This window comes from Rhizobium sp. WCS2018Hpa-16 (assembly GCF_031843705.1).
In the GTDB taxonomy this organism is placed as follows: Bacteria; Pseudomonadota; Alphaproteobacteria; order Rhizobiales; family Rhizobiaceae; genus Agrobacterium; species Agrobacterium tumefaciens_C.
In genome coordinates this window covers 224737-243525 of record NZ_JAVTIX010000005.1, presented here as the reverse complement: position 1 = coordinate 243525, position 18789 = coordinate 224737, and the positions used below count along the sequence as shown (strand labels likewise).

Genomic DNA, 18789 nt, shown 5'->3' with positions numbered 1-18789 from the left:
TATTGCCTCACCGTGCACCTTGTCGAAAGCAGTGTTTGAACTGCCGCGATACGCATACACAATAGTTGACAGATTCGTCTTAAGGCTTTGGCAAGATATGCGACGGATTTCATGGAGTTATTCAACCTTGCATGTATGTCCGCCAAATGTTGCGGCGGTGACGGGACGAGACTAAGGGGTCAGCCTTGCGCAGGCTTTTTCTCGTCACGGACAGATGAAGGCCAAGCAGATTGAGATGGATAGGCTTCAGAGAGAAGTGGGAACGCTGAAGGCGGAGCGTGACATCTTAACTCGGCGTCCGAAAAAGCGGCAGTATCCATAAGCCAAAATATTAGTTTTTCATAAAAATAGGAAGCCCATCCGTCTTCTTCAGTAGGCTCATCTAATGCTTCATATCGGCTCGGAAACAACTTTACCCATTTTTAGGTTGTTTCCCCTTATCAACAAGCATGAGCAATTGGAGGTATCATGTCCACACGAGCAAAGGCTTTTGTCACGGTGTTGTCGATATCCACCATCATGTGGGCCACGATAATCTATGGCGTCGCAGCATTGTATGGAAGTGGATACCAGGGCATCGATAATTTCAACACAGCGAGCACTCGATAACGGGAGTCTCGTGAACCGAACCGGGTTTGCAGGAGGCCATTTCGTTTAAGTTATCAGGTCATCGCTGATGCGTCCCAATCGCAGCGCTGCGCGACCTTCTCACTCTTTCCCCTTCCGCTCTGCCTCCGCTCCCGCCTTCATCATCGCATGTAGCATATCCATTCTTGGCTCAACCGGCGGCGGATAGACATCTCTGCCGTGGGTGAGACCAAGGGCGAGAAACGTCTCGACCAGCTTGTAGGTCAGCGGACCGGGATTGACGACGGGTACCGGCAGGTTCGCGGCGAGATATTCACCAGCCTGGTGCATGGTGGTTGAACCCAGGCAGATGACCTCCGCGCCATCCTCCTCGATGCAGCGCATGGCGACATCGCGCATTCGGGGAAAGACGCTGTCTTCCTTGCCGCCCAGCAGGTTGGAGAAATCCGGCGGCTGATCGAAGCTGCGCACCGAGGCGCATTGCCGGTCGAAACCATATTCACGGATGGCCTTGCGGTATCTCGGTAACGCGGGTGCCCATTGCGCGAGTACCGAGAACTTGCCACCGAGTGTAAGCGCATAGAGCATAGATGCCTTGCCTGCGCCGATGACGGGAATGGAGAGCACCGAACGGAGCATGACCATGCCGCTATCCGACATCGTATCAATGCAGACCGCATCAAACCCCTCGTCTTGCGCGTTGCATCCTGCCTCGAAAATGGCGAGGTCCATCAGGCCCCAATCATGAGGGGACATGAAGGAGGTCGGGCCGCAGGTGACGGGACGATAAGTCAGTTCCCAATCCGCAGGCAGCGGCACATATTGCGATTGCGCTTCGCGGTTACGCACGCCCTCGGCATCCAGCGCGAAGGGAACGATGACGAGAATGCGGGTCATTGGCTGCCCTCAAGATAGGCTGCACCGGCAGCGCCAATGGCGCGGATCATGTCATGCTTGGGCGTAAGCGGCGTCGGCCATGTCGCCTTGCTGTGGGTGAGGTTCAGATCGAGCGCAATAGACGCCATTTTGTAAGTCAGTGGGCCGGGGTTGATGACGGGTACGCCGATGCGGGCGGCGAGCCAGGAATGCGCTTCATGCATGGTGGTGGAGCCGAGGATCAGAGCCTGTGCACCGTCTTCCTCAACGCATTTTCTCGCAGCGGCCAGCAGAAGTGGAAATACCTCGTCTTCCTTGCCGGCAAGCAGGCTCTTATTATCAGGCGTAACGCCAATCGAACGCATCGAAGCGCATTTATGCTCCATTCCAAGCTCGCCCAGCGTTTTAGTGTAGAGCATTTTCCAGCGATCCCACATCATCAGGATCGAGAACTTATCGCCCAGCATCTGTGCCAGCAGCATGGAATGACGCCCCGGCGCGATGACGGGTATGGTGAGGACGGAGCGCAGCATCGACATGCCGCTATCAGACATTGTGTCGATGCAGACGGCATCAAAGCCTTCCTTCTCAGCATCAAGCCCGGCATCGAGGATAGAGAAGTCGGCAAGCGCCATGTCGTGCTGGCTGGAATAATTCTTGGGCCCAACCCGCACGGAGCGATAGTGAAACTCGATCCCAGGACCGAGATCCACCGCCTTCATCTGCGCTTGTCTGCGGGCGATATCGTCCTGGCCCATTGGAAACGGTACGATGACCATAACCTTCTTCATGACGTCCTCCTCTTGTTTTTCAGCTTTCAGCAGCAAGCCGGGCAGCCGTGATGCCAGCCAAGCGGCCAAAGCTGGTCGCCGTTAAAAGACCGTTTCCGGAAAGATAGCCGTAGTTGGAATCGCCTGAGACGCCACGCGCAGCACCGCCTCCCGCCAGCAGGTTTGGCAAGGCCGTTCCATCTTCGCGCAGCACACGGGCCTCGGCATCAATGACCAGACCACCTTGAGTGTGGAACAGCGCGCCGTTGACCTTCACCGCATAGTAGGGCGCGACCAGCAGCTGATCCTGGGTAAAGCTACGACCGAAACGGTCTGGCTCGCCGGTGCGTGCGCAGCTTTCGATGGCCTCGAACTCCTCACGAATGGCGGCAAGCGGAAGACCCGTGACAGCTGCCAGTTCTTCCAGATTCTTGGCCGTTTTTACGGCACCCAGTTTGCGGATCTCGCGGTAGTCGTAAAAGCCGATTGCCGCCTCTTCACCCTTGGCATCATAGATGTCCCAGGCAATGTTGTCGGGCTGGGCGGCGACTTCAGCGGCGTGTTCGGAATAGCCGCGCATCTCGTTGGAAAAGCGCTGACCTTGCGTGTTGAGAAGAATGCCGCCTTTGGTGATGACAGCCCATGTCAACGGCAACGCGTGCGGGTGAGCAACCGATCCATGCCCCTGATAGGCACCCATATCGGCAAGAGCTGCACCGAGCTGCAAACCCCATTTCACAGCATCACCCGTATTCGACAGATGCCCGCAGCACTCGGCATCGGCAATCTCCGGGATGTATTTCTGCACCAGCGCGACGTCTCCTGCAAAGCCACAGGAAGCTAGAACGAGCGCCTTGCAGCCCAACATCTCCAGTGCACCATCAGGCCTGCGGAAGCGAACGCCGGTGACGCGACCGCTGGTGTCAACATAAAGGTCTTCAACCGACGCTTCGGTTACAAGATCGATATTGGCGCTGGATACCGCAGCGAGAAGCGATTGTTCCAGATCGGCACCGGTTCGGCTTTTCGGCCCATGCATACGAAGACGGGAATGGCCGGGGTACATGAAGCCCGTGACCAGTTCGAACTCGACCTTATGGCTGTCCATCAACCAGTCGATCATCGGACCCGCTGTTTTTGCCGCAACCAGTGCCATGTCATCGGGCGTGTGGTCATGGGTCTTGGCGACCAAATCCTGCGCGAAGAGCTCCGGGCTGTCTTCGATGCCAGCTTCCCTCTGCAATCTTGTGCAGGGTGCCGGAATGAGACCGGCAGAGAGCGAGGTGGAGCCCGTGGGGTTCTGATCCCGCTCCAGCACCATGACCTCTTGTCCCGCATCATGGGCGGCAAGGGCTGCGACCAGACCGCAGGCACCTGCCCCGACGACCACGACAGGCACTTCAAAATCGAACGTCACGCCTTCGGCTTGTAGCACTGCCATGGCTCAAATCTCCTGCTCAATAGGTGGTACGGTTTTCGTCCGGGGTGCCGTAGCGCGCTTCCAGTTCCTGAATTTCAGGCATGCGCGCCATGTCGAAGAATTCCTTGAAATTCATCACGTTGGGCGCGACAGACGCGATGGTCTCTTCGGTCTTCAGAACCTGAAGCGTCTTGCGCGCCGCTTCGCAGGCGGAAAGAAGCAGCCAGTTGGGGTAGATGATAAGCTTGAAGCCCAACGCTTCGATTTCCGTGCGGGTCAGGAAAGGCGTCTTGCCCGAGGTGGCCATGTTGTAGAGCAGCGGAATGCCGGGAAACCGCGGTGCGATATGGGCCAAGTCATCCGGGCCGGGGCTTTCGATGAAGATCACGTCGGCGCCCGCCTCACGATACATTTCGGCACGGTCGAATGCGGCGTTTCGGCCATGCAATGCCAGCGCATCCGTGCGGGCAATGACGACGAAGTTCTCGTCGATACGGGCATCGACAGCCGCCTTGACCTTCGCTACCATATCTTCGACAGGCACAATCTGTTTACCCGCGAGATGGCCGCAGCGCTTCGGCAAGACCTGATCTTCAAGATGAACAGCTGCCACGCCGCCGCGCTCATAAAGCTGGATGGCACGCCGCACATTGAGCGGGCCGCCGAACCCATTATCAGCATCTGCAATCAGGGGGATATCGGAAGCGTCGGCAATGCGGGTGGCGTTATCAACCATCTCGGTCATGGTCAAAAGGCCGACATCCGGGTAACCAAGGCGCGTGGCTGAGGTGCCAGCGCCTGTCATATACATGGCGTCGAAACCGGCTTCTGTGACAAGGCGGGCGTACATGGCATCAACGACACCGGGAGCCATGAGGGCTCGTTCGCCTGCGAGCAACTGCCGCAGACGTTGGGTACGTGTTAGGGACATTGTATTCTCCATTCTCCGTAAATTGGCTGCGCCCCGGCTCATGCTGTCCGGGGCGACTTTTCACATTCCGAGATAGGCCTGACGCAACTGCGGATCGGCCAGCAGGGTTGCGGCTTCTCCCTGCATGACGAAGCGACCCTGCTCGATGACATAGGCGCGCTTGGCGACGGTCAATGATTGCATGACGTTCTGCTCGACCAGCAGCACGGCAACGCCGTCTGCATTGATCTTCGTGATCAGGCCGAACATTTCCTCCACCATGATGGGCGAAAGGCCGAGGGACGGCTCATCCAGAATGAGCAGTTCCGGCTCTGACATCATGCCACGCCCAATCGCCAGCATTTGCTGTTCACCGCCAGACAGCGTGCCCGCCAGTTGGTTCATTCTTTCGCGCAATCTTGGAAAAATCTCGCAGATCTTCTCGAAGTTCTGCTTGGTGTTTTTGCTCGCACGACGAAACGCGCCGAGTTTGAGATTTTCTCCTACCGAGAGGTTCGGGAAAACCTTTCGCCCCTCGGGCACATGGGCGATCCCGAGCGCCACAATGTCACGCGCATTCTTGCCTGTAATTGTCACGCCCTTGAAGGAAATCGAACCAGCGCTGGGCTTAATGAAGCCGGAAATGACATTGTTGAGCGTGGTCTTGCCCACGCCGTTCGAACCAAGGAGAGCGACAATCTCACCATTGTTGACGCTCATGTCGATGCCTTGCAGCACGCTCATAGATCCGTAGCCTGCACGGATACCGGAAATCTCAAGCATGGTTTTCCTCCTGCAGGCGCGCCGCCGCGCCGTGGCCGAGATAGGCTTCCACCACGGATGGGTCCTTGACGAGTTCGCGTGGTGTTCCGTGGGCAATCATCTTGCCCTGGTTCAGCACATAGGCCGTTTCGGCAAGCTGCATGACCGCCTGCATGACATGCTCGATCATCAGGAACGTATGCCCCTCCTCGCGGATCTTTCTGATGATGCCGACGATCTCGGTGATCTCGGACGGGATCAGCCCCGCCATGACCTCATCGAGCAGGAGCAGCTTAGCACCGGTTGCCAGCGCACGTGCAAGCTCCAGCCGCTTGCGTCCGGCAATGGTGAGCGAAGATGCGGGCCGATCCAGCATCGCGCCCATGCCCAACCGCTTGCCGACATCTCGCGCCATTCCCATGGCTTCGCGCCGATCGTGGTGGTGAAGATAGGCACCCACCGCAATGTTTTCCTGCACCGTCAGCCCAGCAAAGGGCTGGACGATCTGGAACGTGCGGATCATGCCCAGCGCGCAGATGCTGTGTGGGGCAAGGCCGACAATATCCTTGCCCTGAAAGCGCACAGTGCCTTCATCTGCCCTCGTAAAACCGGCAATCATGGTGAAGCAGGTGGTCTTGCCCGCACCGTTCGGTCCCAGTAGACCAACGATCGAGCCCTCGGGCACATCGAGCGAGGCGTCTGTGACCGCTTTCAACCCGCCGAAGCTTTTGGAAAGATTACGAACCTCAAGCATTGTCGTCCTCCTTCTTCTTGAAGGTGCCGAGCTTGCCAGCAAGGCCGACAAGACCGTTTGGCAGGAAGCGCAGGGCGCAGATCAGCACAATCGCGTAAAGTACGAAGTTCAGGCCGGGCGCATTGGGCAGCAGGTGTTTCGCACCTTCGCCAAGAAGATGCAGACCGAGTGTGCCAAGAAGCGGACCCCAGATGGTTCCGGCACCGCCGATGATGGGGCCGATCAGCGCTTCGATGGAAACGGCGCTGCCATAGACCACGTTGCTGTCGATGAAGAGCCAAAGCTGGAGGTAGAGAACACCGGCCAGACCACCGAAGGCACCTGATATCGCCATGGCCTGCACTTTGATCTTGTAGGTGTCGATACCAAGTGCACGTGCCGCGTCTTCATTTTCCCTGACAGCGATGAGATAGGCACCGAAGCGGGAGTATTTGATGAGCGCCGTCAGCGCCATGACCAGTGCCACCACCACCAGAAGAGCGGTGTAGGCAATGGCGCGGTCGTTGAATTGCAGGTTGGCAACGCCGGGGTCGAGCTTTAACTGCAGCCCACTGCCGCCGCCTGTAAAATCAAAGGACGATGCGCAGATGCGCAGCACTTCGGCGAAAGCCAGCGTGACGAGCGCGAAGTAAGAGCCCTTCAGGCCATAGCGAAACGCCAAGGCTCCGATGAAGGCACCCATGAGGGCACCGGCAAGAATGCCAGCACCGAAGCCAACCCAGGCGTTGACGCCGTATTGAACCTGAAGGATGGCCGACGCATAGGCCCCAGTGCCGTAAAGTGCTGCATGACCGAAGGACGACAGGCCGCCGAAACCGCCGGTGATGTTCCAGGAAAGGGCGACGACCGCCACGATCAGCGCGTTGATGGTAAAGCCCATCCAGACTGGCGACGAGGCGAAATAGACCCCGAAGAGATAGGCGAGAGCGGCAGCAATAAGGGCGATCTGCCCGACAGATTGAGGTCTCATGTCTTTGCCCTCCCAAGAAGCCCTGACGGTTTGAAGAGAAGGATGAGGATGAAGGCGAGGAAAATGCCGATCTGGCCGAGACTTTCGCCAAGGAAGAGGCCGCAGAGCGACTCAATGACACCGAGCAGAAGACCGGCGACCAAGGCACCCAGAAGACTGCCCATTCCGCCCAGCACCACCGTCGTGAAGGCGACCAGCACGAAGGTGTAGCCGACCTGCGGTGTGATGTAGAAGGTTGGCAACAGCAGGCAGGCAGCAAGTGCCACGCAGGCGGTGCCGATGCCGAAGCAGACGGCATAGGTGTGGTTGACATCGATACCGACTAGTTCGGCTCCACGCTTTTCAATGGCAACGGCGCGAATGGCAGATCCCGTGCGGGTATAGGCCATGAAGCACCAAAGCAGCGGTGCGACGGCAAGGGCTGCGCCAAACGCGATGACGCGACCGAGCGGCAGATAGGCACCCAGCACTTCAACAGTGTCATAGGCATAGGCAATATCTGCCGTGCGCGTATTCGATGTCCAGAAATAGAGTGCCAGATTGTCGATAATCATCGATACCGCAAGGGTAATGAGAAGCACGTTCTGTTCCGAGCCGCTGCTCATCGGCGCAATTAGAAAACGCTGCAAGACGTAGCCGAGAGCGAAGAATGCCGGAAGAACGAGGGGAATGGCCAGATACGGATCAACCCCCAAATAGAAATACAGAAAATAGACGGCATAGAGCGCCAGCATCAACAGGCTGCCATGCGCAAAGTTGATGATGTGGAGCACGCCATAAATGAGGGTCAATCCTAGCGCCACAAGCGCATAGATGGCTCCCATCATCAGGCCGCTCAACACGGCGGGTAAGATCAGACTTGACATCAGGGCTCGCCTCTCTGTCGTTTGAAGAGCGCCCCCACGACCATGGGATCATGGGGGCGAGACCGTGTCACTTCTTGGCAGGGATCGGGAAGACCGCCTCTGCGGTGGCGTACTCTTTCGGGAAGACCAGCTCGATCTTTTCGCCACGGATCTGGGTGTTCACAGGGCGTGAATTGACATTGTCGCCATTGACGAACTTCGTCGGACCATAAGGCATGATCGACTGGTCGAAGGTGGAGGCCGACAGGGCTTCGATCATCTTCTGACGATCGGCAGACCCGCTGCGCTCCAGCGCGTCTGCGATAACCTGTATTGTCGCATAGGACACCATAACGTCGTAGGTCATGTCGAGCTTTGCCGCGGCAACGCTGGCGGCCAGCGCTTTGGACAGCTCCTTGGACGGATCGTACCAATGATTGCAATCCATCACATACTGCGCGACTGCATTGTTTTCACGCACGAATTTGATGTTGGACGCGGCACCGCCAAGGATGGAATAGATCGCCTTCAATTCCACACGCTGCTGGTTCAGCGCACGTGCCATCAGGGTGTATTCATTGATGTAATTGGACGGAATGAGGATATCGGCCTTGGATGCCTTGACGCGCAGGGCGATGTTGGAAAAATCGCGCTGGGGCGTTGGATGGGAGATCGTCTCAACAACCTCAATGCCCTGCTTTGGCAGCTGCTCGGCAAGGATTTTTGCCATATTGGAGCCAAAAGGCCCGTCTTCATGCACGATGGCTGCGGTCTTGACCGTGTTGCCTGTTCCTTCATTGAGAAGCTTCAGGTTTTCAAGCGCGACGCTGGTGCATTTGTTGACGCCCGGCGTGAAGCGGAACACGTTTGGCAGGCCGCGCTGGACAACAGTTTCGGCTGTGCCGATGGAGAAGACCTGAGCGAGATTGTATTTCGCCGCGGCCTGAGAGGATGCAAGGCCAAGCGCAGAAGCCGTCGCGCCGGTGAAGGCACAGGCATCGGCCTGAATGAGGGTATCGACGGCTGAAGCGGCGGCTTCCGGGCGGCTTTGTGCGTCCACCACCACGAGTTCAATCTTGGCGCCGCCCATGCTCTTGATGCCGCCTGCTGCATTGATCGCTTCTGCGGCGAACTTTGCTCCGGCGGCACTTTGCGTACCGTTATAGGCGAGGTTACCCGTGAGCGGCTCAATCACGCCCACCTTCACGGTTGGTGTCTGCGCACGCAGGATGGAGGGTGCGGCCAGGCCGACAGCCAGCGCTCCCGATACTTTTAAAAGGTCGCGTCTTTCGATTTTGAATGTCATTTTTTATGCTCCCAGTTTTTTTATGAGACGGCTAAAGAAACTCGCTGGTCCGCCCGTCAACGGCTCAGCCAGGAATGCGACGCCATTCGATCTGTTTCGAAGGCGGTGATCTGCTCCATGAAAGTGAACGTCATCTCGATCTCATCAAGACCGCGTAAGATACAGTCCCGAGCGAAGGGATCGATGGCAATGGGATGAATGCCGAGATTACCCGGCAAGACAAGCTCTGCAGCCTCCAGATCAACTGTGACCTCAGCGTCAGGACAACGAGCGAGATAATCCGCCAGCGCCTCACAGTGTTCCGCAGCCAAACGGACTGGCACCAACCCGTTTTTCAGAGCGTTGTTGAAGAAGATGTCGCCGAAGCTTGGGCCAATAAGCGCCCTTATGCCATGATCCACAAGCGCGTATACGGCACCCTCGCGGGATGAACCGCAGCCGAAATTGTCCTCGACAAGAAGAATGGTCGCGGCATCGGCGCCGGGCTTATTGAGCGGAAATGCAGGATCGATTTCCCCATGCTCATCGCGACGGATGTCATGCAACAGGAACTGGCCGTAGCCCTGCGCACGATCAGCTTTGAGGAAGCGTCCGGGAATAATCTGGTCTGTGTCGCAGTTGACGCCGGGGATCGCAATTGCCTTGGACGTTTCGCGTGTGAATGCTCTCATCATACCGCCCTCACATTTTTCTGACATCGGTCAGACAGCCGCTGATGGCAGCGGCGGCCGCCATGGCGGGGCTGACTAGATGGGTGCGTGCGCCGGGGCCCTGACGGCCGACGAAATTGCGGTTTGAGGTGGAGGCGCAACGCTCACCGGGGCCAACCACATCACCGTTCATGGCCGCACACATGGAACAGCCAGACTCGCGCCACTCGAAACCCGCCTCGCGGAACGTCTGGGCAATGCCCTCGGCTTCCGCCTGTTCCTTTACCTGTGTCGACCCTGGCACGACGATGGCCGGGATCATTGCCTTGCGGCCCTTGAGTATGGAAGCGGCAGCCCGCAAATCCTCGATCCGGCTGTTGGTGCAGGAACCGATGAAAACCTTGTCCAGTTTTAAGCCATCCAGAGCCGTGCCGGGTGCCAACTCCATATATTCAAGTGATTTCGTCGCAGCCTTGCGCCTGTCGGAACTTTCAAAGCTTGCGGGATCGGGAACGCGCCCATTGATGGAAACGGCATCTTCCGGGCTAGTACCCCATGTTACCATGGGCGCTATATCCGCACCGTCTATACTCACTTCCGCGTCGAAGAACGCGTCATTATCGCTCGCGAGCGTGCGCCAGTGGGCAACCGCACCGTCCCATTCCTGCTCCGATGGTGCAAAATGGCGACCTCTGACATAGGTGAAGGTCGTTTCATCGGCTGCCACCATCCCGAAGCGGGCTGCGGCTTCAATGGACATGTTGCACAGCGTCAGCCGCGCCTCGATGGAAAGATCGCGCACCACTTGCCCGGCAAATTCGATGGCATGACCACCGGCACCGGCTGCCCCGATTTTCGCAATCAACGCCAGCATGACATCCTTGGCAGTCACGCCCTGCCCCAGCACACCATCAATCACGACCCGCATAGTCTTGGGGCGAGACTGCCATAGCGTCTGGGTTGCCAGAACATGGGCATTTTCGGATTGGCCAATACCGAACGCTATCGCGCCTAGCGCGCCCTGCGTCGACGTATGACTGTCCGAACAAACGATGGTCAGCCCTGGCAGCGTGATACCCTGTTCCGGCGCAACCACGTGGACGATACCCTGCTCACGGCTGGACAGGCCGAAATGGCGCATGCCGCCCCATTCCATGTTTTCATCGAAAGTATCGATCATGTGGGCGATGGCAGGACTTGCCGCATCGCTCGATGTTCGCCCCAGTGTGGGCACGTAGTGATCTGCGACACCGAAAATCTGTTGCGGACGCCGTGGCTTCAGGTTGCGTCGCTTCAGATCGGCGAAGGCATGGAAGCTGCCTTCGTGGATCATGTCACGATCAATATAGAGCAGCGATGGGCCTGCCGGATGGCGCAATATTTCATGCTCATCCCAAATCTTGCCCAACATTGTGCGCGGTGCAAAAGCTTGCGCCATGACCTTGTCTTTCTGTTATCAGTTCGACGTTCGGCTTTAGTCAGCGGCGCGGAATGCCGCGCAAATGTCGCCTGTGGGTGCATTCCACACACCTTCATGCGACAGAATGTAATCCAGCGCCTCGCGCAGATACTCCACGCGATACGGCATGCCCGAGACCCAGCTGTGCAGCGGCAGGCTCATGACGCGACCGCCATATTGCGCACTTTCACGGTACAGCACGTCGAAGCGGTCCTTGACCTGCTGCACCCATTCCGCTTCAGAGTGGAAATACTCGTCGGCAACCACCCGGTCGTCCGTCTCGTAGGCCATCGGCATGGCCAGCAACGAACCGTTGCGAGTTTGCATCTCGTAAGGAAGGTCGTCATTGGCCCAATCAAGGCTATAGGCAATGCCATTCTTCGCCAGCAGATCAGGCGTATTGAAGCCCTGCGCACGGCCAGGCGAGAGCCAGCCCTCGACCTTCTGCCCGCTTGCTTCGCGAAGCAGCGTCAGAGCCTCGGCAATGATGGCGTTTTCCTCGTCTTCACCAAGCCCGGAGTGATGGACTTTGCCCATATCCAGTCCATGCGCAATGATTTCATGGCCGCCTCTGACCACAGCGTCGATCAGCGCCGGATAACGCGCAGCAATCACACCATTGATCGCGAAGCTGGTTTCAAGCTCTTTTTCGGCAAGAAGCTTGAGGACGCGGAAAATGCCGATGCGATTGCCATAATCGCGGTTCGTGTAATAGCGAAAATCCGGGTAAGGCATGGACAATGCCCCGGGCGCCTTGAATGGCTTGGACGGCATATCAAGCGGGAAATGCTGGACATGGGTCACGATCGACAGCGCAATGCGCGCGCCATCTGGCCAGGCAATCGGCTTGCGAGAGAACAGATCGCTCCACTCATAGCGATCATGGTCCATGCCATACCGACGGTTGGGATAGTTGAGATAGTCTTCAGGCATAGACATCAGCGCGCCCCCTTCCCGGAATTGTGGGTCGCCATCGCGGCACTCATGGCGTCATATGCGCCTGTCGCGTGATAGGCGGCGGCGATTTCGCGGCCAGTCGTCTGCCACACGCCCTCGTGCCCCGCGATGTATTCTATGGCTTCGGCAAAAGCATCGATGCGATGCGGCTGCCCAACTAGGTATGGATGCAGCGGAATGCACATAACGGTGCCGCTTTCATCGCCTTCTTTGTAAAGCTGGTCGAACTGCCGCTTGATAATTTCGCCGTAATGTCGCGGCGTGACCTTCTGGCTGTTATAAACGATGACGTCGTTCATCTCGAGCGAGTACGGCATGGAGATGAGCTTGCCTGTGTTGACCTTGACCGGCATCGGCTGGTCGTCATGGAACATGTCGCAGGTATACTGAATGCCCGCTTCTGAAAGGATATCCATCGTCCAGAAATTGTTGGACAGCGCCGGCGAAAGCCAACCAGCCAGTTCCTGGCCGGTGTGTTTGCGCACCGTATCGAACGCATCGCGGATGATGGCGCGCTCCTGCTCTATGTCGAGATTGTAGACATAACGCGTGTTGTAGATGCCATGGGAAAAGAATTCCCAACCGCGATCCGCACAGGCCTTGATGATTTCAGGATGGTGATCGCACAGGGCAACATTCAGAGAGACAGACCCGCGAAAACCGGCCTTGTCCATCGCCGCCATCATTCGTTGCCAACCGGCGCGATTGCCGTAATCGCGATGGGAGTATTGCAAGACGTCCGGGTTTGGCCGCGCCCACGGCGTGCGGGTTGGATTGTTGGGCGGATTGTATTCGTAAAACTCGATATTCGGAGCAATCCAGACGGCGATCTTCTTATTGCCGGGCCAGACGATCTTGGGACGGTTGGGCCAGGGCAGGTAGTCGTAAAGCCCCAGATCCGACTTCATTGCGGTACCCTCAGCGGCCATCTCAGCGAACCTCCGGCTGGTAGGCCTCGTACCAGGCAATGGCATCCGCAACGGGGATCACATCGCCATACTTGACCGAAATGTCATAGAGATTGGCGAAATGCGGGCTCTCATGCTTGTCCGCCACACATTCCTCGGGAACGATGACCCGGTAGCCGCGCGAGATTGCATCCACCACGCAGGCGCGAACACAGCCGGATGTCGAACCGCCCGTCAAAACAACCGTATCGCACTGGTGCCAGACCATCAGTGACTGAAGATTAGTCTCATGAAACGGCGAGGCCATACGCTTGTTCATGACAATGTCTTTGACATGATCGATCTCCAAGCGAGGATCGAACTCTGCTCTGCGGGAACCCACCTTAATGTTTTGTAGCGAGTCCGGCGTGTTGGTTCGCGTACCCCACACACCGCAGTCCTCACCCGATTCCATATAAGCCACATAGGTCCACGTGACAGGAAGACCCTTGGCGCGAGCGAGATTCGACAGCGTATTGACATATTCCAGCTGCCGAGGATCGGTTTCGTAAGCGGAGACAAACTCGCCCAAAGACGTGTAGGCACACTGCAGATCAATGTTGATCAGCATTGGCTTGCGACCGAATCCAAATCGCTTGCGTGTTGGATTTTGCTTGGCGCTCTCGTAAATCTGACGCGCGGTAAGCGATGACATTTCCATGACGACCTCCAGTGCATGACGACCCTTCACACGACCGAAATACAGGTCGCTTCCTCAGCAAAGGCATCGCTTTATTATTTCTATTGTTATCACTTTATATCATTTGTAAAGCCCAATTTCGCAAGCGTTCGGCTCTTTTTAGAAGACGCTTTTTGACTGCGCAATTGCCTCGGAAATGACTGTCTTTTTGCTGATAAAGTGAGCAATAAATGCTATTTCAGAGATGAGAGCGACGGGTCTTTCACCCGACACATCAAACCAAGAAGCGGACAATGACTGAACTATATCCAAGTGGAAACCTCCAGTGACGCAACACATCATCGCTAGATAGCCGCAACCTCCAGTCTTATACTAAAGGCGTACTTTAGGGTGATAACGCCGCAAATTTATTATTAACAATTTTAGGATATTAGCATGTAGAAACAACGCCTAAGGGATGAATATGTTCGGGTTTTCTTCTTCTGACCGCTCAGCAGTCTCGCATTACAATGCAATATCACAGTCGCATGCAGTGATTTGGTTCACCCCCGAGGGAGTTATACGCGGCGCTAACGCCAATTTTTGCAAGGCGCTGGGATATGATCTAAAGGAAATCGTCGGTCAGCATCATCGGTTGTTTGTTGAGGCAGCAATCAAAGATTCTGATGAATATGTTTCTTTTTGGCGTGACCTTGCCGCCGGAAAGCACAATCGTGGCCAGTTCCGCCGCATTTCAAAAAACGGTGACGATGTCTGGATTGAGGCATCCTATGATCCGATCGTCGAGAACGGCAAGGTGGTCGGCGTGGTCAAGATCGCTGCAGACATTACCGCCACCAAAATCGCCGCACTTCACAATGAAAACATTCTGAGAGCGCTCGAGCGTTCGGTCGGAATGATCGAGTTCGACCCTGAAGGTGTAGTCGTTGAAGCCAACTCCGCGTTCTGCAAGGTCATGGGCTACGAGCGCAGTGAAATCATCGGACAGAAGCATAGGCTGTTCTGTGAACAGAGCTATGTTGCTTCGGAAGACTATACTGAATTTTGGAATAAACTCCGGGCGGGCGTATTCTTTTCAGACACCTATCGTCGCGTGGGCAAGAATGGCCGTGATGTTTGGATACAGGCGACATACAATCCTGTTTTCTCCTCGCGCGGCGTCATCTACCGTATCGTAAAATTTGCCACCGATATCACTGAACGGATGAACGCAGTTGGTATGTTGAGTTCCGCAATCGGAAACCTCGCCGACGGTGATCTGAACTCGCAACTCACGACCCCATTAGATCGCTCGATGGAAACGACACGCCAGGACTTCAACACCGCCGTCGTCAAACTCGACCGAGTCATCAGTGAGATCGCTGGCGCATCGCATGACATCGCAGAGACTGCGAAAGAGATGCTTGATAACGCCGGAACGATTGCCAAGAGAACTGAACAACAGGCCGCAGCGCTTGAAGAAACGTCCTCAGCACTCACGCAGATCACCCAAACAGTGAACGATTCCAGCCAGCGCGCCTCGGAAGCTGGTGATCTGGTGCGCCAGACCCGCCAGTCAGCGGAGGAGTCGGGTCAGGTCGTCTCTGCCGCGGTTGCCGCCATGGGGCAGATTGAGCAGTCTTCGAAGGAAATTTCCAATATCATCAGCGTGATCGACGAGATCGCGTTCCAGACCAATCTTTTGGCGCTGAACGCAGGCGTAGAGGCTGCCCGCGCTGGAGAAGCGGGCAAGGGTTTCGCAGTCGTCGCCCAGGAGGTGCGTGAACTTGCTCAACGGTCTGCAAAGGCAGCCAAAGAGATCAAGGATCTGATCACGACGTCGTCCAACCATGTTAAGTCCGGCGTTGATCTTGTCGATCGCACAGGAAAAGCCCTTGAGACTATCGTCGTTCGGGTGATGGAAATTGACCGCAACGTATTGGCAATCGTGGAGGCGAGCCGCGAGCAGACCATCGGGATCAAGGAAATCAATCAAGCGGTCAATGCGCTCGATCAGGGAACGCAGCAGAACGCCGCCAGCGTCGAGGAGCAGAACGGTGCAAGCCATCAGCTTGCAGCCCGTGCTGACAGCCTTGCCGCCCTCATCGGACAATTTCGCACGTCAAAAGCCACCAACTCGCCTTCGACAGGACGCAATTCCAGGCCCGCAGACCTTCCCAAACCCTCTCGGCCACAGCTTTCGCGGGCCACAGCCGCACCGATTAAGAAAGTTGCGAATGGTGGAGAGTGGCAGGAGTTCTAAACCTAGCTATTGGCACTTGCACCTGAAAGATCACAATCAGACAGGAATCAGAAAGGGCCGGAGGCATTTGCCTCCGGCCCTTTGTTTTATCTGTCGATGATAACACCCGCGTTTCCTTGAAGACGCCGGAAAGGACATGCCGGGTTTGCAGCGCGGAGGCGTCGAATATGCTTGGCGTCACGCATTAGAATAGCACCACGACAAACGTTATTGCGACACCGCCAAGGGTCAGCCACTCTTTGATTTTGAAGGTCGTGCTATGCCGCTTTTGATCGGTTGATGAACCAGGCTTCCAAACAGTGGCGCGACTGAACGTGAGATTATGTACATCCCACGCCACACAACTTCCAAAGAGGTCACCAGATACACGAAAGCAACAAATCAGAAGACGCTGGAGGGTATTCACACAGGAATGTGCCGGTCGGATTTACAGATAGTCCTTAAGAAATTCTTTAGACAAGTCGCAATCGTTGGTGAATGTGATGTCCGAATCTTCACACCACCGTTTTCGGTTGGCTGAAACTTTGCCGCAGAACCGATTGCCAAGCTAAAGCATGGTTAAGTATTTAAATTCACATACTTATATCATCAACTCTACAAAACATGACGTAAACATAATAATTTCTGTTACAGAAAATCATACTACGGTATTTTAGTATCTATTTATATAGCTCTCACTAACATTATACAACATTAAAAAACAATATTCTAATGCAAACTAATACCATATACAATTGAAAGCGTATTTTTCTATCACTAGCGCACTTACATTACTTTACATAGTCTAAAATTCGATATTAAAGCTTCCCGAGGAATTAAGGCGACGCTGCCGCAACTTAACTTTTCCATGGGGACCGACATGCCTGTCAGCAATCCGCCGAAGTCCCGGCAGCGGTATTGGGATACGTCGCGTGCATTCTTAATGCTTTTAGGCATCCCTCTGCATGCGTCTCTACTTTATGCGGTCCATACAGACTGGGCCGTTTCAGCCACATCCAGCAACGTCTTGTTCGACTGGATATATCTCATTATCCACTCGTTTCGGATGCAGGCGTTCTTTATCGTTGCTGGTTTTTTCGCCGGAATGTTGCTCGTCAGAAAGGAAGCGGGCGCCTGGCTCAAATCCCGAGTCATTAGAATAGGCGCACCACTGATTGCCGGAGTGATCCTAATCAACCCCTTTCAGATGCTGATCACAGCAGCTGCTGGACTTGATCTTACGCTGGCGACTCTCGGAGACGTTCGAGCGGAATTGCTGAAAGAAATCACCACATCTGGAATACACTGGCTCCGCCATTTTTGGTTTCTTGTCGTACTTCTTGAACTATCAGCGCTGCTAGCGTTCGCGCATTCTGCCTGGCCGAAGCTAGCTTATTGGCGCCCGGAAGAGAGAGTTTCGTCGCTGGTCAGCAGGAACCCCGTCCCTTCACTCCTCGTCGCGGCAGTATTAATCGCGGCGGTATCCATTGCGTCCGTCATTGGGATGAGTTTTACCGGGTTTAATAATCACCGAATTTTGAGCATGCTCCAACTCCGAAACACGCTTATATTCGCGCCGTTTTTCCTCCTTGGCGCGTTCCTTTCCCGTGATAGTCAAATACTGGAGCGCTTCGTGACGCCAATTCCGGCAGTTTGGTTGGGAGCGGGAGTAAGCATCCCGGCCTACGCGGCAAGTACCCTCCTTATCAAAAACCAACATATTCAGACGATTGCCGAACTCGTCAGTAGCTCCTTCGCAGGGCTGTTTATGGCACACGTCGTGTTGAGTGCCTGCAAAAAGTGGTACGATAAGCCCAATCCGATCATTGACCGCCTAGTACTGGGCTCTATGGCAATATATGTTCTGCACCAGCCAATCATCGGCGTGCTTGGGATGATGGCATTCTATGTAGACGCACCAATATTTTTTGAATTCTTGGCTATCTGCCTTCTGACGCTCGCTCTGGCTTACGTCGGATATGTCGTTGTCGACAAGTCTCGAATCCTTAGCCTGTTCTTCAATGGGTCGATTAAGTCGCGTGCACCTGAAGAGCGCTCGCTTCGGGGTGTACAGCTGAATCAAACTCCTAACGCAGACTAGCATTACAGTTGCATTTTTTGGTTCTAAATGAACGCGTCGTGGGTCGGCTCTTTGCGGTCAGCCCGCAGCTTCGCTTTGACCCGGCGCTTGGGAACCTTGTTGCAGAGCTGAAGGTCCATCTCCTTGTAAAGACGATAGATTCACTTCGGAGTGACCGGCCAAACGTCACTCTTCAGCAGGACATGCACGCGATAATAACCGTAGCGCACACGCCTTTGGCAGATGTCCATGATCTTCAGCACGGCGCAGGCGCGCCGGATCGAGACATCACAGTCTGCCTTTTATCGCGTAGACAAGTTTGCGCTCGCGGGCCTGTCTTAGAGCTTTTTTGAGAGCACAACCTGCAAGGTGGACTTGTCCACCGACAGGTCGGCAACAATCCTCACACCGCCAAAAAATGCTGTAACGAATCTGGTGCCGGAACAAATCAGCACTGAAAATGTCCACACGATCATGGGTTAGTAAAAGGTGGGGCAAAAACACCTTAAAAGATCAACGATTTCAATGATTTTTAAGCAGTAGTGGTGCCCCTTGCCGGAATCGAACCAGCACTCCTCTCGGAACCTGATTTTGAGTCAGGCGCGTCTACCAATTCCGCCAAAGGGGCAACTTT

Annotated in this window: 16 protein-coding genes, 1 tRNA gene and 1 pseudogene; 2 read left to right on the top strand and 16 right to left on the bottom strand. The window is 55.6% G+C overall.

From position 1 onward, the window contains the following. Nucleotides 1-708: 708 nt before the first annotated feature. The 14 genes from RQI55_RS16745 to RQI55_RS16680 form a co-directional block, all read right to left on the bottom strand. Entirely contained in the window at nucleotides 709-1485 is a 777-nt protein-coding gene (locus RQI55_RS16745) for an aspartate/glutamate racemase family protein (protein WP_042619905.1), read from the bottom strand. After that, nucleotides 1482-2255: an aspartate/glutamate racemase family protein gene (locus tag RQI55_RS16740; protein ID WP_042619961.1), complete on the bottom strand. Its 774-nt coding sequence runs from the start codon at nucleotides 2253-2255 to the stop codon at nucleotides 1482-1484. Before RQI55_RS16740 ends, RQI55_RS16745 begins: the two co-directional genes overlap by 4 nt. 19 nt (nucleotides 2256-2274) lie before the next feature. Further along, nucleotides 2275-3675 (bottom strand): FAD-dependent oxidoreductase, encoded by a 1401-nt coding sequence (locus RQI55_RS16735; protein WP_311273164.1) that lies wholly within the window; start codon nucleotides 3673-3675, stop codon nucleotides 2275-2277. A 16-nt stretch (nucleotides 3676-3691) separates the two neighbouring features. After that, a complete protein-coding gene (locus RQI55_RS16730) occupies nucleotides 3692-4585 on the bottom strand; it encodes an oxaloacetate decarboxylase (RefSeq protein ID WP_202905940.1) in 894 nt (297 codons plus the stop codon). A gap of 60 nt (nucleotides 4586-4645) precedes the next feature. Further along, nucleotides 4646-5347 carry an ABC transporter ATP-binding protein gene (locus RQI55_RS16725; RefSeq protein ID WP_042619908.1) on the bottom strand — a complete coding sequence of 234 codons (702 nt, stop codon included), beginning with the start codon at nucleotides 5345-5347 and terminating at the stop codon, nucleotides 4646-4648. After that, nucleotides 5340-6080, bottom strand: a complete 741-nt coding sequence (locus RQI55_RS16720) for an ABC transporter ATP-binding protein (protein WP_042619909.1) — start codon at nucleotides 6078-6080, stop codon at nucleotides 5340-5342. The genes RQI55_RS16725 and RQI55_RS16720 overlap by 8 nt, the downstream gene beginning before the upstream one ends. After that, complete coding sequence (locus RQI55_RS16715; protein WP_243258237.1) at nucleotides 6073-7050, bottom strand: branched-chain amino acid ABC transporter permease; 978 nt, start codon at nucleotides 7048-7050, stop codon at nucleotides 6073-6075. The genes RQI55_RS16720 and RQI55_RS16715 overlap by 8 nt, the downstream gene beginning before the upstream one ends. Continuing rightward, complete coding sequence (locus RQI55_RS16710) at nucleotides 7047-7916, bottom strand: branched-chain amino acid ABC transporter permease (protein ID WP_243258238.1); 870 nt, start codon at nucleotides 7914-7916, stop codon at nucleotides 7047-7049. The genes RQI55_RS16715 and RQI55_RS16710 overlap by 4 nt, the downstream gene beginning before the upstream one ends. Nucleotides 7917-7983: 67 nt before the next feature. Beyond that, complete coding sequence (locus RQI55_RS16705; protein WP_042619912.1) at nucleotides 7984-9201, bottom strand: ABC transporter substrate-binding protein; 1218 nt, start codon at nucleotides 9199-9201, stop codon at nucleotides 7984-7986. Between the two features lie 56 nt (nucleotides 9202-9257). Further along, complete coding sequence (leuD, locus tag RQI55_RS16700) at nucleotides 9258-9875, bottom strand: 3-isopropylmalate dehydratase small subunit (RefSeq protein WP_243258239.1); 618 nt, start codon at nucleotides 9873-9875, stop codon at nucleotides 9258-9260. A 7-nt stretch (nucleotides 9876-9882) separates the two neighbouring features. Then, nucleotides 9883-11289, bottom strand: a complete 1407-nt coding sequence (gene leuC / locus RQI55_RS16695; protein WP_042619913.1) for a 3-isopropylmalate dehydratase large subunit — start codon at nucleotides 11287-11289, stop codon at nucleotides 9883-9885. Between the two features lie 36 nt (nucleotides 11290-11325). After that, the gene (locus RQI55_RS16690; RefSeq protein WP_042619914.1) at nucleotides 11326-12249 is read right to left on the bottom strand and encodes a polysaccharide deacetylase family protein; all 924 of its coding nucleotides are present in this window, start codon (nucleotides 12247-12249) and stop codon (nucleotides 11326-11328) included. After that, entirely contained in the window at nucleotides 12249-13175 is a 927-nt protein-coding gene (locus tag RQI55_RS16685; RefSeq protein WP_042619963.1) for a polysaccharide deacetylase family protein, read from the bottom strand. The genes RQI55_RS16690 and RQI55_RS16685 overlap by 1 nt, the downstream gene beginning before the upstream one ends. 22 nt (nucleotides 13176-13197) lie before the next feature. Continuing rightward, nucleotides 13198-13875, bottom strand: coding sequence for an isochorismatase family protein (locus RQI55_RS16680; protein WP_042619964.1), 678 nt, complete (start codon nucleotides 13873-13875; stop codon nucleotides 13198-13200). A gap of 442 nt (nucleotides 13876-14317) precedes the next feature. Between RQI55_RS16680 and RQI55_RS16675 the strand changes: the two genes are divergently transcribed. Continuing rightward, on the top strand, nucleotides 14318-16096 hold the full coding sequence (locus RQI55_RS16675) for a PAS domain-containing methyl-accepting chemotaxis protein (protein WP_042619965.1): 1779 nt from the start codon (nucleotides 14318-14320) through the stop codon (nucleotides 16094-16096). A gap of 859 nt (nucleotides 16097-16955) precedes the next feature. Continuing rightward, nucleotides 16956-18176 carry an acyltransferase family protein gene (locus tag RQI55_RS16670; RefSeq protein ID WP_311273165.1) on the top strand — a complete coding sequence of 407 codons (1221 nt, stop codon included), beginning with the start codon at nucleotides 16956-16958 and terminating at the stop codon, nucleotides 18174-18176. 47 nt (nucleotides 18177-18223) lie between these two features. Here RQI55_RS16670 and RQI55_RS24240 read toward each other — a convergent pair. Next, a pseudogene (locus RQI55_RS24240) lies at nucleotides 18224-18559 on the bottom strand (IS3 family transposase); the annotation flags it as partial. Nucleotides 18560-18698: 139 nt separating this feature from the next. Next, nucleotides 18699-18783, bottom strand: a tRNA-Leu gene (locus RQI55_RS16665). Between the last annotated feature and the right edge of the window lie 6 nt (nucleotides 18784-18789).

Bases quoted from the DNA above. Each gene is read 5' to 3' on its own strand.
- RQI55_RS16745 (WP_042619905.1), bottom strand. From the start codon at position 1,485: ATGACCCGCATTCTCGTCATCGTTCCCTTCGCGCTGGATGCCGAGGGC.
- RQI55_RS16740 (WP_042619961.1), bottom strand. From the start codon at position 2,255: ATGAAGAAGGTTATGGTCATCGTACCGTTTCCAATGGGCCAGGACGAT.
- RQI55_RS16735 (WP_311273164.1), bottom strand. From the start codon at position 3,675: ATGGCAGTGCTACAAGCCGAAGGCGTGACGTTCGATTTTGAAGTGCCT.
- RQI55_RS16730 (WP_202905940.1), bottom strand. From the start codon at position 4,585: ATGTCCCTAACACGTACCCAACGTCTGCGGCAGTTGCTCGCAGGCGAA.
- RQI55_RS16725 (WP_042619908.1), bottom strand. From the start codon at position 5,347: ATGCTTGAGATTTCCGGTATCCGTGCAGGCTACGGATCTATGAGCGTG.
- RQI55_RS16720 (WP_042619909.1), bottom strand. From the start codon at position 6,080: ATGCTTGAGGTTCGTAATCTTTCCAAAAGCTTCGGCGGGTTGAAAGCG.
- RQI55_RS16715 (WP_243258237.1), bottom strand. From the start codon at position 7,050: ATGAGACCTCAATCTGTCGGGCAGATCGCCCTTATTGCTGCCGCTCTC.
- RQI55_RS16710 (WP_243258238.1), bottom strand. From the start codon at position 7,916: ATGTCAAGTCTGATCTTACCCGCCGTGTTGAGCGGCCTGATGATGGGA.
- RQI55_RS16705 (WP_042619912.1), bottom strand. From the start codon at position 9,201: ATGACATTCAAAATCGAAAGACGCGACCTTTTAAAAGTATCGGGAGCG.
- leuD (WP_243258239.1), bottom strand. From the start codon at position 9,875: ATGATGAGAGCATTCACACGCGAAACGTCCAAGGCAATTGCGATCCCC.
- leuC (WP_042619913.1), bottom strand. From the start codon at position 11,289: ATGGCGCAAGCTTTTGCACCGCGCACAATGTTGGGCAAGATTTGGGAT.
- RQI55_RS16690 (WP_042619914.1), bottom strand. From the start codon at position 12,249: ATGTCTATGCCTGAAGACTATCTCAACTATCCCAACCGTCGGTATGGC.
- RQI55_RS16685 (WP_042619963.1), bottom strand. From the start codon at position 13,175: ATGAAGTCGGATCTGGGGCTTTACGACTACCTGCCCTGGCCCAACCGT.
- RQI55_RS16680 (WP_042619964.1), bottom strand. From the start codon at position 13,875: ATGGAAATGTCATCGCTTACCGCGCGTCAGATTTACGAGAGCGCCAAG.
- RQI55_RS16675 (WP_042619965.1), top strand. From the start codon at position 14,318: ATGTTCGGGTTTTCTTCTTCTGACCGCTCAGCAGTCTCGCATTACAAT.
- RQI55_RS16670 (WP_311273165.1), top strand. From the start codon at position 16,956: ATGCCTGTCAGCAATCCGCCGAAGTCCCGGCAGCGGTATTGGGATACG.